This window comes from Pseudahrensia aquimaris, assembly GCF_042676045.1.
GTDB classification, from domain to species: domain Bacteria; phylum Pseudomonadota; class Alphaproteobacteria; order Rhizobiales; family Rhizobiaceae; genus Pseudahrensia; species Pseudahrensia aquimaris.
Map to the genome: position 1 here is coordinate 105,719 of NZ_JBHTJV010000010.1, position 15,374 is coordinate 121,092.

Consider the following 15,374-nt stretch of genomic DNA (forward strand, 5'->3'; position numbering starts at 1 on the left):
CGCTATTTCTTCGCAATAGCAAACATTTCGGCAAAGAAGTCGACCATTTCAGACACCATCGCCTCTCCTTTGCCTTGCGCTACAGCAAGGCCAAGCGCTTGCTTTGGCGCGACCGACATGAGGCTTGTCACACCAGCGTCGTCCGCCATTGTAGAATAGTAGCCAACGTCCTTGCGGGCGTTCTTGATGGCAAAGGCCAGCTGGGCTGGATCGCCGTCCACCGCATAGCCTTTGACGAAATCCATCATACCGGAGCGCAACGGCCCGGCAGCCATGACATTGTAGAGTGTCTCGCGCTCCACTCCTGCCGTGTCTGCCATAGCGAAAGCCTCCGACATGGTGGTAGCGACAGCCATGCCAAAGAAATTATTGATGAGCTTTACGGTGTGCCCCGCTCCGAGCGGGCCGAGGTGGAAGATGTTTTCGCCAAGATCTTCCAAGACGGGCTTCACTTTCTCAAATGTTTCAGGATCACCCGCACCCATAATATTGAGCAAACCGTCGATCGCGTGGGCTGGAGTTCTGCCAAGAGGTGCATCCATGAAGCCAGCGCCCTTCTCGATAGCTAACGCTCCGAGCATGCGTGTCGAGGCGGGTAGCGATGTACCGAAATCGATAACAGTCTTGCCCTTGGACAATCCGGCCAATACGCCATCATCACCCATCATTCGCGCTTCCACGCTGGCGGAAGTATCCATGCACAACATGATGATATCGCTGGATTCCGCGATTTCGCGGGCGGTCTTAACCTCGGTTGCGCCACGGGTAATGGCTGCATCCACGTTGGTGCGACTACGGTTTGCCATCACGGTCAGCAAATAGCCCTTGGCCTGCAAGCGTTGCACCATAGCGTCGCCCATTAGGCCGAGGCCGATGAAGCCGATTGTCGGTTTGGTCATCTAAAATATCCCTTTGCTCAATTCTGTATGTTCAGGTGTTTATGCCGTCGCTTTCAGGTGGACCGTATTTCCACTCTGGGCTGCTTCGAGAATGGCCTCGGTTACGCGAATGTTCTGCAAGCCCTCGTCGGCGGACACAAGTGGCGCAACACTGCCTGAAATGATATCGCAGAAGTGATCCAATTGTGCAGCCAAAGCGATTTCGCCGTCCAACGCGAGCGACTTACCAACGCTTCTGGGCAAAATCATCTCGCCCCAGTGACCATCCTTCCCGCTGTCATGCGACCAAAATTGCAATGACGGGAACGATAGCGTGCCGAGGCTCGCAAACAACCGCAGGCCGTCCTGGCCCGTGGCGGCGATGTTGGGGTTTTCGCCCGATGCACCTTCGAAATGCCAAGGCGAAGGCGTTGCATCACTGACGAGAACTGTTGCCAAGCCCCCACTTTCAAAGCGAAGCACAATCGCGGCACAGTCTTCCACTGCTGCGCCCCGCGCTTGATTTGCGGTCATCGCAGAAACGCTTGCCACATCGCCAAGAAAATACCGCAGCAAGTCGATTTCGTGAATGAGATTAATCCAAACTGGCCCACCACCTGCCTGCTGACGCCAAGGACCAGCTTCAAAATAATCGTTGGGTTTGCGCAGGCACCACGTAACTTGCCCAGCCAAAACAACGCCCAGTTTTCCTTCACGCACCAATTTGTGCGTTAGGCGACTTGCCTCGTGATGGCGACGGTGATGGCCCACAAGAACGGGGACACCGCTGCTAGAAGACGCATTCGCCAGAGCGGAGGCGTCTTCGGCGCTGGAGGCCAACGGCTTTTCGATAAGGCAGGGGATATTTTGCTCGATGGCAGCAAGTCCGATATCCCTGTGCGTCGCGTTGGGAGTGGCGATGATCACACCGTCGACTAAAGTGCCGCTGCCAAGCAATTCGTCAATTGTGCTGAAGAAGGGCGATTCAAGTTCGCCTGTTAGTGCACGAGCACTGTCTGACGAATCCACCAAGGCACAGAGTTCCGCTCGCTGACTGCTCTTCACCAATCGTGCGTGACGCTCGCCGATCAAACCCGCGCCGATGACGGCAATTTTGGTTTTTTGACCTAACATTCAAGCGCAGGCCGGGGAATCGCCCCAGCGGTGAATATCAATATGGGGGGATTTTGCGAGGCGGGTTCGCGCAGCGTCCCATAGCGCGCGCCATTTATCGCTGGAGCGCAATTCGCTGACTGGTGCTGAGCGGCTGCGGGCCACGAATTCAGGAAAGTGCGATCGGCCGGTCGGTTGGCCTGTGACGTTGTAGCGAAGGTCGAACGACCAGCGAAAATCATCAGTCGTGTTCACCAGCGACGCGTGCGGCGTGAGCGGGTGAAAAATGACCACGCCGCCCGATTTAACCGGCAACGGCAGAGCACGCGATATGTCAATCTCGCCCGGCGCAATAGAAGTCTGCGACTTTGGGCAATGAACTTTCATCGTCTCATCAGCAGTTTTCGGAATCACCTGCAGGCATCCGTTGTCGACCGTTGCATCGGTGATGGCACACCACACGGTAATCATCTGAGTGGCATCGGCTTCTTCCAGAGCAACAGCGCGATCTTGATGCCAATCGGTAGCGGTAATGTGAGCGCGAATCTCTTCATCCAGCAATCTTGCGGCTGGTGGTTTGATGCGCACATGTTGAATGGGGTTGGAGGTGATCTCCGGCCCAATCAAGGATTCTACAACGTCAAGCAACCGGGCATTTGTCACCATGTTGAACACAGCAGGCCCAAAATGCATCGGGGTATCGGCTGCAATACGGTCGCCGGGCAGCGATATGTCCATTGGTTGAAACCAGTCGCAGCCGGCCTCATAAGCGATGCGCAGCTTATCCGTGAAACCAAGCCCAACAGGGGGCGCGGGCAGCAATCCTTGGGCGAACCAGTCGTCGTAGAGCGTGTTCATGAGTGCCGCATATTCCGCCCGCACCGGATTCAGCACCCTCTCCTGATCGAGCACATCATCCACGACCAGATAGCCATGAGCGTTGAAGAACTCGATCTGTGCAGGCTCAAGCATGGCTTACCTTACAAGAACACTGTGGTTATTTCCGGTGCGAACAAAATCAGCATCAGAATGAAAAGCTGCATCGCGATGAAGGGCAGGAAGCCTCGGAAAATATCCGGCAGCGTGATGTGCGGTGGCGCGACTGATTTCAGATAGAAGGCGGCTGGTCCAAAAGGCGGTGACAGAAAACTGACCTGCATGTTCACGCAGAACAGAATTCCAAACCACACGCGAACCATCGTGCTGGAATCTAATTGGCCAACAAGCCCAATCTCTTCAATCGGCAATTGCAGGACGATGGGCAGGAACACCGGCATGACCAGCAGAACGATGCCTGTCCAGTCCATGAAAGCGCCAAGGAACAGGAAGATCACCATCATCACTAGCAACACGCCCATGGTTGGCAGATCGTAGCCAACAATGAGATTGGCCACGTAAGTCGGCCCACCTGCGATTGTGTAGGCTCCGGCCAGCGCGGTAGCGCCGAACGTCACCCAGATAATGGTGCCGGTGGATTTGAACGTCCGCATGGACGCTTCGCGCAACAGGTTGAACGAAAATTCGCCGCGAATAACGATCAGAAACAGAACAGCGAGCGAGCCCATGGCTGCCGCTTCGGTGATGCCTGTGATGCCGCCGTAGATGGAGCCCAGCACGACAAACACCACCATCATCGGAGCGACCATGCCTTTGCCGCGCGCCCATGCTTCCTTTGTGGTGTCCCATCCGACATACCAAAGCAGATGAATTCCGCACAGCGCCATGACGCCGACGAATGTCCACAAAGTGTTCATGCCAACACCGGCGGTTTCGTCGTCAATCATCTTCGGATTGATCATCGCGCCACCCTGAAGGTAACCCCAGCGCGCGACGATAATTGCGGCAGCGACACCGATCAGAAGTACGATCAACGTGGAACCGTAAAGCGCCTTTTCGCTGCTGTTCATGTCGCCTTCCTGTGGCTCCGGCAGAGGTGCGAGTTCCGGATTCATGCGGGTACGGACAAGGATATAGATTATGTAGCACGTCGCCAGCATGAAGCCCGGCAGAAACGCCGCTTTGAACAAGGCGTGGATCGAAGTCTCCGTAATAAGACCGTAGAAGATCAAAACAATCGATGGCGGGATCATGGTGCCGAGCGAGCCAGAGGCGCAAATCGTGCCAATGGCGAGGTTTTGATCATAGCCCAAACGCAACATTTGAGGCAGGGCGATCAGGCCCAAAAGAACCACCTCGCCGCCGATAATGCCTGACATGGCGGCCATAACGATGGCCATGAGCGCGGTCACCACGGCGATGCCGCCCCTGGTGCGGTTCATCCATTGTGAAAGCGAGGCATACATATCGCGGGCGATGCCGGAGCGTTCCAGCAATGTTGCCATGAAGATAAACAGGGGCACAGAAATCAGCACGTAGTTCGTCGTGATGCCATAAAGGCGCTGCGCCAGAATGTTCATCGGGCCGGAGCCGAAACTGCGCGTCAGCGTGCCGGAACCCATCGTCCACGCGTCAAAGGCAAGGCCGTAGACAAAGGGATCCGTGATCAGCGTCGGCTCAAAGCGCAGCACCATCACCACCACAGCGAGGAAGCCCGAAGCGAAGCCAAGCGGCATGCCGATGGCCAGCAGCACAAGCATGCCAATGAGCAAGATGCCCGAGATATACGAAATATCCATAATGCCGCCCCTATACCGTTGGCTTCGGCGGATTGCCGGTGAGGGTTTGATCGGGCATCGCACCCACTTGGGCACGCAATATTTCGGCCTCTTCCTCAATTTCGTCGATTTCAGCCACCGGCGCAGGCGTTCGGTTGAAGTCGCGCACCAGGCCCACAACCACGATTGCAACCGAGACGGCCAAGAAAACCGCAATACCCACCAGCCATCGTGTCGGCACGAGCAAATTCTCAGGCGGTGAGATAAAGAGCGAATTTACCGTCCATGCAGCAAGGCCAATCACTGTTGCGGTAACGAGAACATCAAACGCCTTGCGCACCCAAGGTGCCGCTGGCCAATCGCGCAGCAGGTTGGACGTAGCCTGCAGAGCGAGAAACAACATCATCACCAGAACGAGCGGTTTGATGGTGGCTGGAAGCGGTGGATCATATGCCGTGCCCAGCTTTTCAAACCGGATGAACTTCACCGCAGCCTCGCCAAAGCCACCCCAAACGACCGCAAAGGCGAAGATGCAGACGCACAGTGTCGAAATCACATCAAACGTGCGGCGCAGCCAGAGGGGCGCGATGTCATAGATGATGAAAATGCGAATGTGGCTGCGCTGCTGCATGGCATACAGGCCGGCCGAGAGGTAGATGCCGCCTGCTACCCACAGAGACATTTCATTCACCCATAGCGTTGGCGAGGCGAAGAAATAGCGCAGCACCACTTCGTATAAGATGATGAGAACGATGAAGAAGGGCAGCCACATCGTAATCCTGCTGAAACTCCATGTCAGCAGATCGAGCGGCCCGTTGCGTTCGTGTTCAACCATGTCTTTCCTCCCCTGCTTGCCAGTGTTCACCGCTAATTGCTGTGCGACAAGCAAATTTTGCCCTTTTGCCCTATCTTGTCTCAGGCAACCTTATAGTCCGCGATAAAATCCGGGTCCGGCACAACGCCAATACCAGGGCCATTCGGAATGGCGACGGTGCCGTTGTTTGCTTTGACCTGCTTTTGAATGGCGAGCGGCTCTGTCAGCATTTCGTCGCGGAATTTGTTGTCCGTCGTGTCGAATTCCAGCATCGGCTCCACCGGAAACAGCCCTCCGGGCATTGGCTCCATCGCTGCAAGCAATTGCAGATTGGTAGCAACCGCAATTGCCGAGCCCCATACGTGGTTTACCGCTGGCGTGAACCGTGCCTGCGCCTGTGCCATTACCTTCAAATATTCGGAAATCCCGCCCAGCGCACATACTTCCGGTTGCGCAATGTCGAGACAATCGGCGTTAAGAAGATCCCGCCAGCCATAGCGGGTGAATTCCGCTTCGCCGCCAGCGATCCGAGTGTGTAGTTTTGATCGCAAAAGGCGATAGCCATCCCGGTCTTCGGGAGCCACCGGCTCTTCGAACCAATAGGCGTCAAGTTCATCCAGCGCTCTTCCAACAACCAGCGCCTCGTCGACGCTGTAGCAATGGTTGGCATCCACCATGAAGGGGAAGTCGTCACCGACGCCGCGCCGAACGGCTTGCGCCAGCTTCACATCGTCCTTCGCGCCCAATCCAACCTTCATCTTAGTTGCAACAAATCCCATGTCTTTGATTGCTGCCGCTTCATCTTTGAAACGTGCAACGTGGGAAGGCGTGTCTTCACGCTTTAGCATCATGCCGTAGCCATAGACGGGAACGCGGTCGCGAAATTGCCCGCCGATCAATTTGCAAATTGGTAGATCCGCCGCTTTGCCCGCGATATCCCACAGCGCGATGTCCACGCCGGAAAGCGCCTGTATCGGCATACCCTTTTGGCCGTGGTCACGCAGCAAGTTGTAGACTTTGTGCCAGATCACGCTGCGGTCGAGCGGGTCGTGGCCAATCACCATCGGCGCAATCACTTGCTCAACGATTACCTTGTTGGCGAGAGCCACGTTGCCTGGCCCAAAACACTCTCCCCAACCGACAATTCCTTCATGGGTACGAACTTCCACCAGATGTGCTGAGCGTTTGGCGTAATATTGCTGAGAATATCCGAGTTCTTCGGGCATGTCGTACTGCAGGACATGGCTGACAATCTCGGTGATTTTCATCGCAACAATCCAACGCCGGATACAAAACGGGCGCCTGATTTCCCAGGCGCCCGTCCATCAGATCGGCTTATTCTTTGACGATGCCGAGTTGCTTGAGATAAGCGACGTGGCTTTCCACCAGCGCCTTGGCTTCAGGCGTAGTGGCAAATTCGGGCCACGTTGCCTGCGCTGCCGCGCGGAATGTTGCGAGATCTTCAGGCGACCATTGTGAAATCGTAACGCCCTCTGCCGTCAGTTTAGCAACCGCTTCAGCATTGCGTTTTTCAAAGATCAAAGCCGATTTCAGCGCGATATCGGAAACGGCTGTTTCCATGATCGCACGGTGGTGTTCCGGCATGGCGTCCCACACGGCTTTATTGCACGCGAGGTGGTCAGACGGCATGGAATGGAAGCCTGGATAGTTCGCATACTTAGCGATGTCATAAAGGCCCAGGCCCACGTTGTTTGCGATGTTGGAAGCATCCGCACCATCAATGATACCAGATTCCAGCGCCGTAAAGATTTCGGTGAAGTCCATCACGATTGGCGTTGCGCCAAGTTTTTCAAAAATCTTCGTTTCCATGCCGGGGGGCGAACGGAATTTCCAGTCCTTCAAGTCTTCAATGCCAGCAATTCTCTTGGTGGAGGCAAAGCTTTCCTGACCGTAGACGATCCAGCCAACAAGCTGCATGCCGTATTTGTTGTAGAGCGATTGTGCCGCTTCGCGACCACCGCCGTAGTAGAGCCATGAGAGCTGCTGAGCAGGGGTTTCGTAGCCGCCCATGATGTCGCCAACGAACTGGAACGCAGGGTTCTTACCGGTCTGATAACCGCCGCCCGTCGCGTCGCAATCAAGAATACCTGTTGCGGCAGCGTCGAATGTTTCCACCGACTTCACTACGGAAGAAGAGTAGAACGGTTCGATGTCGATTTCGCCATTCGACATTTTTTCAACGTTCTCAAAAAGTTCCGTGAGCAATTTGCCAGATGTTGTTTCAGGCGCGTAGTGCGTCTGGATGCGCAGTTTGGTTGTGGCCTGCGCATAAGCGCTTGTTCCAGCGGCAAGTGCAACGGCGGTGCCCAACAGCGCAGCCGAAATGGTTTTCAAAAGTTTCATGGTTTTCCTCCCAGAAAACGACACCGAAATGGCATCGCTAGAATATTAAACGGTTTTGCGCCGCGCCCTCTAAAAGACTGTCGACAGATCGAACCTGCGCCGTTTTCATCAAGTCCGTTGGGTCAAAAGCTAACAAGGGTGCAATGACCTGACAACCGACATTCAAGCATTTATCGTCCCATAGTCCAAAGAAAATGACACTTCGGATTGTAATGATACCGATCATACGGCAGCTTGCGGGCAATACCGAAAACTCTCCAGACGGAATGTTCTGCCCATGACCGCCATTGAATCTCTCTTCAGTCTGAAGGGCAAACGCGCGTTGATCACCGGTTCCAGCCAAGGCATCGGTTTCGCCCTTGCCCGCGGTCTGGCTTCTGCCGGGGCAGAAATCATCCTGAACGGTCGTAACGAAGCAAGGTTGGAAGCGTCAGCTGGCAAACTGCGCGACGAAGGCGCAATTGCGCGCACAGCACCCTTTGACGTCACCGACAGCAAGGCGGTGAAAGGCGGCATCGACGCGATTGAGGCATCAATCGGAGCGATCGATATTCTGGTCAACAATGCCGGCATGCAAAACCGTCAATCGCTAGAAGATTTCTCAGATGAAGATTGGCATCAGCTAATGCAGACCAATCTCGACAGCGTGTTTTTCGTCTCCAAGCACGTCGCCAAACATATGATTCCGCGCAAGGCTGGCAAGATCATCAACATTTGCTCGGTGCAGTCGAAAATTGGCCGTCCAACCATAGCAGCCTACACAGCATCCAAGGGCGCGGTCGCGATGTTGACGAAAGGAATGTGCATCGACTGGGCGCAGCACAACATTCAGATCAACGGCCTCGCACCCGGTTATTTCAAAACCGAGCTCACCGAAGCCCTCGTGAACAATCCAGAGTTTACCGCTTGGCTGACTGGCCGCACGCCCGCGCGGCGCTGGGGCGATGTGGAGGAACTTCAAGGCGCCTGCATTTTCCTCGCATCCCCCGCATCCAGCTTCACCAATGGCCATATAATGTATGTCGATGGTGGTGTAACGACCACGCTTTAGGAGCAAGTGGTGGAGCGTATCATCGTCATGGGCGTCACATCATGCGGCAAGTCCACCATTGGTGCGGCGCTTGGCGAAAGACTGAAGCTGTCTTTCCTTGATGGGGATACGCTGCATCCAGCCTCCAACATTGAAAAAATGAGCAAGGGCGTGCCGCTGACTGACGAAGACCGCTGGCCGTGGCTGGAAGCGGTGGGAGAGGCTTTCGCTAACCGTCAGATAATCGCGTGTTCTGCGCTCAAACGTTCTTACCGCGACTGCATCCGCGCAAAGGCTGGTGGAGATGTCTTATTCATCCATTTGGAAGGCACCCGCGATCTGCTGGCCAAACGCATGTTGGCCCGCAAAGGCCACTTCATGCCGCCAGCGCTGCTAGACAGCCAATTGGCGACGCTGGAGCCATTGGAGCCAGACGAAAACCACATCGTCGTTTCCATCGATGCGTCTACCGATACCATTATCGAAACCATCGCGACCCAAATGAAAGCTGCACCATGAAAGCAATCGTCATCCACGCCGCTCACGATTTGAAAATCGAGGACCAAGAAGCGGCAGTTCCCGCCGACGGTGAAGTTGCTGTTGCCATCGGCTCCGGCGGCATTTGCGGTTCTGACCTTCACTATTATCACCAAGGCGGTTTCGGCACGGTGCGGTTGAAAGAGCCAATGATTCTTGGTCACGAAGTTGCAGGCACGATAACCGCTCTTGGCGCAGGTGTGTCCGCCTTGGCGGTGGGAGATCGTGTTGCGGTCTCGCCGAGCTGCCCCTGCGGGTCTTGTAAATATTGCGATCGCCAGCTTTTCAATCACTGCCTCAATATGCGCTTCTACGGCAGCGCCATGCCGTTTCCGCACATCCAAGGGGCGTTTCGTCAAAATCTCATCGCGCTCGCCAGCCAATGCCACAAGCTGGATGACGACACGCCAACTTCTCACGGAGCGGTGGCCGAGCCATTGGCAGTCACGCTTCACGCCTGCAATCGAGCAGGGGATATGCACGGCAAGAGCGTGCTCGTTACGGGCTGCGGCCCTATCGGCGCCCTCGCCATTCTGGCCGCCCGCCATAAAGGGGCGGCAAAAATCACCGCAACTGATATTGAAGATACGGCTCTCGACCGCGCCAATGCACTGGGCGCAGATGCCGTCATCAACACCCGAACCAACCTTGAGGCTTTGGAGCCCTTGAAAGCCGGGAAGGGCACCTTCGATGTGATGCTGGAAGCCTCTGGCAGCGAAATTGCATTGCGCCAAGGGTTGGATGTGTTGCGTCCGCGCGGGGTGCTGGTGCAATTGGGCTTGGGCGGAGACATCTCGATCCCGCAGAACACCATCGTAGCCAAAGAAATCGACCTGCGCGGGACGTTTCGTTTTCATGAGGAGTTCAGCGAGGCAGTGACAGCCATCAATTCTGGCGCAATCGACGTCGCCTCGCTTATCACCCATGAATTTGTGCTGGAAGACGCGGTCGCCGCCTTCGAAATGGCGTCGGACCGTTCGCAGGCAATGAAAGTCCAAATCAAGTTCTGAGAGGTAAAGATGGCAGCAATCGCCAAAGTCAAAACCCAGCATTTCAACGTGCCGCTATCAGAGGTTCTGGTAGACGCAAAGCATGGCGACCACACGCACTTCGAGTTGGTCACCGTCACGATTACTGATGCCGATGGCAAGGAAGGCACGGGTTACACCTATACCGGCGGGAAGGGCGGCCGCGCTATCGAAGCGATGGTGAATCATGACCTTGCGCCGATGTTAATAGGCCGAGAGGCTGACGAAGTTGAGACGCTGTACGACGCGATGCAGTGGCACATTCACTATGTCGGTCGCGGCGGCATCGCTTCGTTCGCGATTTCAGCGGTCGATATTGCCTTGTGGGATATCCGTGGTCGCAAGTTGGGCCAGCCACTTTGGCAAATGGCAGGCGGCGAGGGCAAAACCTGCAAAGCCTATTGTGGCGGCATTGATTTGGGATTCAGTCTACCCAAATTACTGGAAAGCATCCGCTCTTACCTCGGTCGCGGCTTCAACGCCGTCAAAATCAAAATCGGTCAACCGATGTTGGCGCAGGATATTGAAAGAATAGCGGCGGTGCGTGATATGATCGGACCGGACGTTACTTTCATGGTCGATGCCAATTATTCCATGAGCGTCAAACAAGCCATCGAAGCCGCCAAAGCCTTTGAGCAATACGACATTACATGGTTCGAGGAGCCAACGATCCCGGACGATTACATTGGCTATGGCACCATCGCCGACGCAACGGGCATGCCGCTGGCCATGGGCGAAAACCTGCACACGATCCACGAATTCGAATATGCGTTCGAGCGTGCCAAACTCTCCTACATCCAGCCAGATGCCTCTAATTGCGGTGGAATTACTGGCTGGCTACAGGTGGCTGAGCTATCGCGCCAATACGACATTCCTGTTTGCTCCCACGGCATGCAGGAGCTTCATGTAAGCCTCGTGTCGGGGCAAACCAACGGCGGTTGGTTGGAAGTTCATTCGTTTCCAATAGACGAATACACCAAACGCCCGCTGGTCGTTAAAGACCACCGCGCCGTTGCGCCGGATACACCCGGGACAGGGGTGGAGTTTGATTGGGCTAAGCTGGAAGCGGCCTGCGAGCGAAGCGGTGGCGCCTAAGCCTCGTCTTCAGCCTTCTTGCGGCGCGGGGCGGGTTTTGGCTTTTTCGTAGGCGGCTTGCCACCCAGCGATTTTACCACATCGTCGTCTATCGAACGGATGTTCAAATCGCGTTGCGGGAACGGAATTTCGATTTCATGCTCGCCAAAAATCTCGCAAATATCAAAAAGCATCTCGCTTCGGATGATCGGAAATTGTGTCCAGTCCCGCAAATGCACGCGCAACTCGAAGTCTACCGAGCTTTCACCAAAACCTACAAAGTTCACGAATGGTGCAGGTTCTTTCATCACTTCAGGCGGCCTGCTGCCAACTTCCAGAAGTAACTCGCGCACCAACTTGTAATCGGTGCCGTAAGCCACGCCGATTGCGATATCGATGCGCCCGTTCTTCATCTTGTGGGTCCAGTTGCCTACCGATGAGTTGATCAGTTCGGAATTGGGAACGATGACCGACATTCTATGAATCGTCTCAAGCTCGGTTGCGCGCACACTAATTTTTTTGATCGTGCCGGTGTGGCTGCCCGTCTCAATGAAATCTCCAACTTTGATGGGCCGCTCGACCAATAGGATCAGACCGGACACAAAGTTGCTCACGACGTTCTGCAGGCCAAAACCGATGCCCAGGGAAAGCGCACCGGCAACAATTGCGAGGCTCGCGAGATTGAAACCAGCAGCGGTTACGCCCATCAGGCATGCAATGGCGATGCCGGTATACCCTACGCCCGTGGTGATTGAGTTTCGCACGCCGATATCGGCCCGTGTGCGCGACAGAACCGAGCGCGAAAGCCAGCGCTGAAACAGCCGTGTTATGAAGAAAATCAGCACGAAAACGCCGATGCCAAAAAGAATGTTGCCAAGCGAAAACGTGAAGGAACCAATGCTGAAGCCAAAGAAGAGCTGTTTCACAAAGGTCCAAATATCGTCGATCCGCGACCCCCATTGCATTGCGAGAGCAGGAATGCCGACAAGCAACGTGACTGCCATCATCGAAAGGCTAATGAGCAGTCCGTATTGATCCATCCGGTCTGCTAAGACACCGCGATGCGTCGCCAGCCAGTGGCCAAAGCGGGTGTTGGCGAAATTGCCTGGCTCTCCCAATTCGCGGCTTGCTGAAATGCCTATATAGATGGTCACCACAATCGCGCCCGAGATAACGATCTGCTGCGCTATAAAGCGCGATAGGCCGATATAGCCAGAAAGCGCAACGCTAAAGATTGTCAATGAGATGAGTAAGATCGGCACCCTCAGCCAGCGCGGAATGGCACGCTGCGCAACGTCTTTATCTTTGCGAACCAGCATGAGTGCCAGCAAAATCAGCCCGATAAGCATCGCTGCAATGAAGCTGTTGACCAGAGTAACGGTCAATTGCGCACTAACTGCAGTTGCAAGACTGGACACAACGTAATCCAAAACTTGAACGGCCGCTAAAATAACGATCAAAAAGCTGATGCGTGATGCTGCATGGCTGGAAAAGGGCACCAGCCGCATCTTGTCGCTATCCGGCGAGAACACTGCCGAGGCTAACGCCACAATGAAGAAATAAGAGACAGTCGCCAGCATGATTGGGGTCAAAATGCGCCCTACGGTCGCCGGATAGAGCTCAAACGCTGTCAGCACGCCGACGAATACAAACGCTGCAATACCCATAACCAAAGTCGGGATCAGTGTTTTGACCAGCGCATTGGAAAGCAGAAAAAGTTTTGAAGGATATTCCGGCATATCGTGGCGTATGACATTGCGCACGAACCACCGGAAACTCCCGGCGAGCGCAAATGCAAGAAAGGCCGCCAAAGCCAGCTTGCTGGGATTGCTGTTCAACAGACCGGTAAACCAGTTTGAAACGGTGTTCCAAACACGGAATGCAGCTTGGTCGATGTCGGAGCCAAGGGATGAAAAAGTCTCGGTAGAGATGGGCGTGCGCTGGGTAAGTGCTTGTGCAAACGCTTCCCGCCTCAATTGGGCGATACGGTCGACATTGCGGCTAATGCGATTGAGCAGATCGTCACGCCGTGTGGTGAGAACCAGCAGTTCAGATCTCTCGTTCGTGAGCCGTTGGCGTTCCTCGCTGACGAGTTGATCTTCAGCAGAGCCGTCCTCGGGCGGCGCACCAATCTTTGTGATGGCCTCATTGAGCTGGCTCAGCCGATCTTGAACGGGCTTCATGACCCCATCAATAGCCGGCCGTTGGTCGAGCAACTTGCTGCGCGCGCCGATCAAGGTGTCGTCATCGCCTTCCGCGGAATTAATCACACGTTCTATGAAATCAGTAGTGCGGTTTAACTGCTCAAGCTGCTCGGGCACCGTTTCTACCAACGGTGCTTCGGTTTGCGCGTATGCAGGCGAAAAAGTCATTGCGAGCGCAATGAGGGCGATTCCAATTGCGGCCGCATAGTGCGAAGCGAACCAAAAAGTGGAACGACGGAAAGGGGTGTTCATCAGACCGGCGCTCTTCGCTGTAGGCGCAGGATGCGCCAATTGTTGAAATTGCTCATTGTCGATTTGGAAAATGCCACAAGCACCACGAAAACAAAACAGATGTACACATAAGTTCAGAGCCGCCAATTGGTTCCCCAAAAGGCGGCTCTCGCATCCGGCTTTGCGAAGCCGAGGGTTTATTGTGTCGCGACAGACTTCAACTTGTCTTCAATTGCAGTCGTGATTTTGGATGCCTTGGCGAAATCCGCTTCCGTGCAGGCAGATTTTGCCTGATCCGCAAGGCTTACCAGCATGTTCAGATCTTCAGCCGAAAGGGTTGCCCTTACGATAGCCTTCTCCGACGCAGCAACCGCCGTGTTACATCCATCAGCGTCCGTAATATTGGCAGCAAGAGCCGGTGTGGCGCTGAAGCCAACGATAGCAGCAACGGCAATGGCTGCCATGCTGTAGCGAGAGTTGCGGACGAGACGGGTCTGATTTTCAAAGATCGACATAGGAATTCCTTTCCTGCCGACGCACAGTGCATCGGCCAAACTTCCGGCTGCATACTTGGTACGAGCCGATGGGTAATTCAATGGTATATTTCACCTGAACGGAGCCTGAACAGGCTTTGCGATGGTCCGCTAGGTTGAAATTTTATAGCTTGTTTACAGGATCTTATCCCACAAATGCTTTTTCTAAAACAAATGTGTTTGGCATTGAATTGGAGCCCTCTACCAGCCCTGCCTCTTCGCAAATGGCTTTGATGTCCAGATTGAGAGCCATCGAACCACAAATCATCACCCGATCATCGGGCCCCAATGGTGGTACGCCAAGGTCACGGGCAACGTCGCCGTTTTGCAACAGCGTGGTGATCCGCCCCATCTTTGGCGATTCCTCGCGGGTGGTTGTTGGATAGTAGAGCAGTTTACCTTCGCATTCCTCTCCAACAAGCGGGTCATTCTTGACCCGTTCGATAAGGTCGGCCCCGTAAGCCAGCTCAGCGACGTCTCGGGTTGTGTGGGTAAGAATGACCGTGTCAAAGCGCTCATACATCTCCGGTTCGCGCAACAGCGAGGCGAAGGGCGCAATACCCGTGCCAGTGGCAATCAGATAGCAACGTTTGCCGGGCAATAAGGCGTCCAGCACGAGCGTCCCCGTGGGCTTGGGTTTAACGATCACTTGATCGCCAACCTTAATGTGTTGAAGCCGTGAGGTGAGAGGGCCGTCCGGCACCTTGATTGAATAGAATTCCAGCTCTTCGTCCCATGCGGGAGAGGCAATCGAATAGGCACGCAAGAGCGGACGTCCATTATCGCCGACCAAGCCCAGCATCACGAATTCGCCAGAGCGAAAGCGCAGGCTTTTGGGTCGCGTGACCCGAAACGAGAAAAGCCGGTCAGTCCAATGGCGCACATCCGTTACGATTTGCGCGTCGGGATGCATTAATTCTGGTGTGGTGCTTGGAGAGGAGGTGTCGATGGTC

Annotated in this window: 14 protein-coding genes; 4 read left to right on the forward strand and 10 right to left on the reverse strand. The window is 54.9% G+C overall.

Features of this window, described 5'->3' with window-relative positions; genetic code table 11:
* Nucleotides 1-2: 2 nt before the first annotated feature.
* From ACFQ14_RS12285 to ACFQ14_RS12315, 7 genes are all read right to left on the reverse strand, one after another.
* Nucleotides 3-899 carry an NAD(P)-dependent oxidoreductase gene (locus tag ACFQ14_RS12285; RefSeq protein ID WP_377213049.1) on the reverse strand — a complete coding sequence of 299 codons (897 nt, stop codon included), beginning with the start codon at nt 897-899 and terminating at the stop codon, nt 3-5.
* Between the two features lie 39 nt (nt 900-938).
* Complete coding sequence (locus tag ACFQ14_RS12290) at nt 939-2,012, reverse strand: Gfo/Idh/MocA family protein (RefSeq protein ID WP_377213050.1); 1,074 nt, start codon at nt 2,010-2,012, stop codon at nt 939-941.
* Nucleotides 2,013-2,963, reverse strand: coding sequence for a phytanoyl-CoA dioxygenase family protein (locus ACFQ14_RS12295; protein ID WP_377213051.1), 951 nt, complete (start codon nt 2,961-2,963; stop codon nt 2,013-2,015).
* Nucleotides 2,964-2,971: 8 nt separating this feature from the next.
* The gene (locus ACFQ14_RS12300) at nt 2,972-4,627 is read right to left on the reverse strand and encodes a TRAP transporter large permease (RefSeq protein ID WP_377213052.1); all 1,656 of its coding nucleotides are present in this window, start codon (nt 4,625-4,627) and stop codon (nt 2,972-2,974) included.
* A 10-nt stretch (nt 4,628-4,637) separates the two neighbouring features.
* Nucleotides 4,638-5,441 carry a TRAP transporter small permease subunit gene (locus ACFQ14_RS12305; RefSeq protein WP_377213053.1) on the reverse strand — a complete coding sequence of 268 codons (804 nt, stop codon included), beginning with the start codon at nt 5,439-5,441 and terminating at the stop codon, nt 4,638-4,640.
* Between the two features lie 80 nt (nt 5,442-5,521).
* Complete coding sequence (locus ACFQ14_RS12310; RefSeq protein WP_377213054.1) at nt 5,522-6,688, reverse strand: mandelate racemase/muconate lactonizing enzyme family protein; 1,167 nt, start codon at nt 6,686-6,688, stop codon at nt 5,522-5,524.
* A gap of 67 nt (nt 6,689-6,755) precedes the next feature.
* Entirely contained in the window at nt 6,756-7,784 is a 1,029-nt protein-coding gene (locus tag ACFQ14_RS12315) for a TRAP transporter substrate-binding protein (protein ID WP_377213055.1), read from the reverse strand.
* A 277-nt stretch (nt 7,785-8,061) separates the two neighbouring features.
* Here ACFQ14_RS12315 and ACFQ14_RS12320 point away from each other — a divergent pair, with 277 nt between their 5' ends.
* From ACFQ14_RS12320 to ACFQ14_RS12335, 4 genes are read left to right on the forward strand one after another with little or no spacing between them, the layout of a single operon-like run.
* Nucleotides 8,062-8,835, forward strand: coding sequence for an SDR family oxidoreductase (locus ACFQ14_RS12320; RefSeq protein WP_377213056.1), 774 nt, complete (start codon nt 8,062-8,064; stop codon nt 8,833-8,835).
* A 27-nt stretch (nt 8,836-8,862) separates the two neighbouring features.
* Nucleotides 8,863-9,333 carry a gluconokinase gene (locus ACFQ14_RS12325; protein WP_377213138.1) on the forward strand — a complete coding sequence of 157 codons (471 nt, stop codon included), beginning with the start codon at nt 8,863-8,865 and terminating at the stop codon, nt 9,331-9,333.
* Complete coding sequence (locus ACFQ14_RS12330) at nt 9,330-10,361, forward strand: L-idonate 5-dehydrogenase (RefSeq protein ID WP_377213057.1); 1,032 nt, start codon at nt 9,330-9,332, stop codon at nt 10,359-10,361. Before ACFQ14_RS12325 ends, ACFQ14_RS12330 begins: the two co-directional genes overlap by 4 nt.
* A 9-nt stretch (nt 10,362-10,370) precedes the next feature.
* Nucleotides 10,371-11,474 carry a mandelate racemase/muconate lactonizing enzyme family protein gene (locus ACFQ14_RS12335; protein ID WP_377213058.1) on the forward strand — a complete coding sequence of 368 codons (1,104 nt, stop codon included), beginning with the start codon at nt 10,371-10,373 and terminating at the stop codon, nt 11,472-11,474.
* Here ACFQ14_RS12335 and ACFQ14_RS12340 read toward each other — a convergent pair.
* The 3 genes from ACFQ14_RS12340 to ACFQ14_RS12350 form a co-directional block, all read right to left on the reverse strand.
* On the reverse strand, nt 11,471-13,909 hold the full coding sequence (locus ACFQ14_RS12340) for a mechanosensitive ion channel domain-containing protein (RefSeq protein WP_377213059.1): 2,439 nt from the start codon (nt 13,907-13,909) through the stop codon (nt 11,471-11,473). The two genes, ACFQ14_RS12335 and ACFQ14_RS12340, sit on opposite strands and share 4 nt — an antisense overlap.
* Nucleotides 13,910-14,085: 176 nt before the next feature.
* Complete coding sequence (locus ACFQ14_RS12345; protein ID WP_377213060.1) at nt 14,086-14,403, reverse strand: hypothetical protein; 318 nt, start codon at nt 14,401-14,403, stop codon at nt 14,086-14,088.
* Nucleotides 14,404-14,566: 163 nt separating this feature from the next.
* Complete coding sequence (locus ACFQ14_RS12350; RefSeq protein WP_377213139.1) at nt 14,567-15,334, reverse strand: ferredoxin--NADP reductase; 768 nt, start codon at nt 15,332-15,334, stop codon at nt 14,567-14,569.
* Between the last annotated feature and the right edge of the window lie 40 nt (nt 15,335-15,374).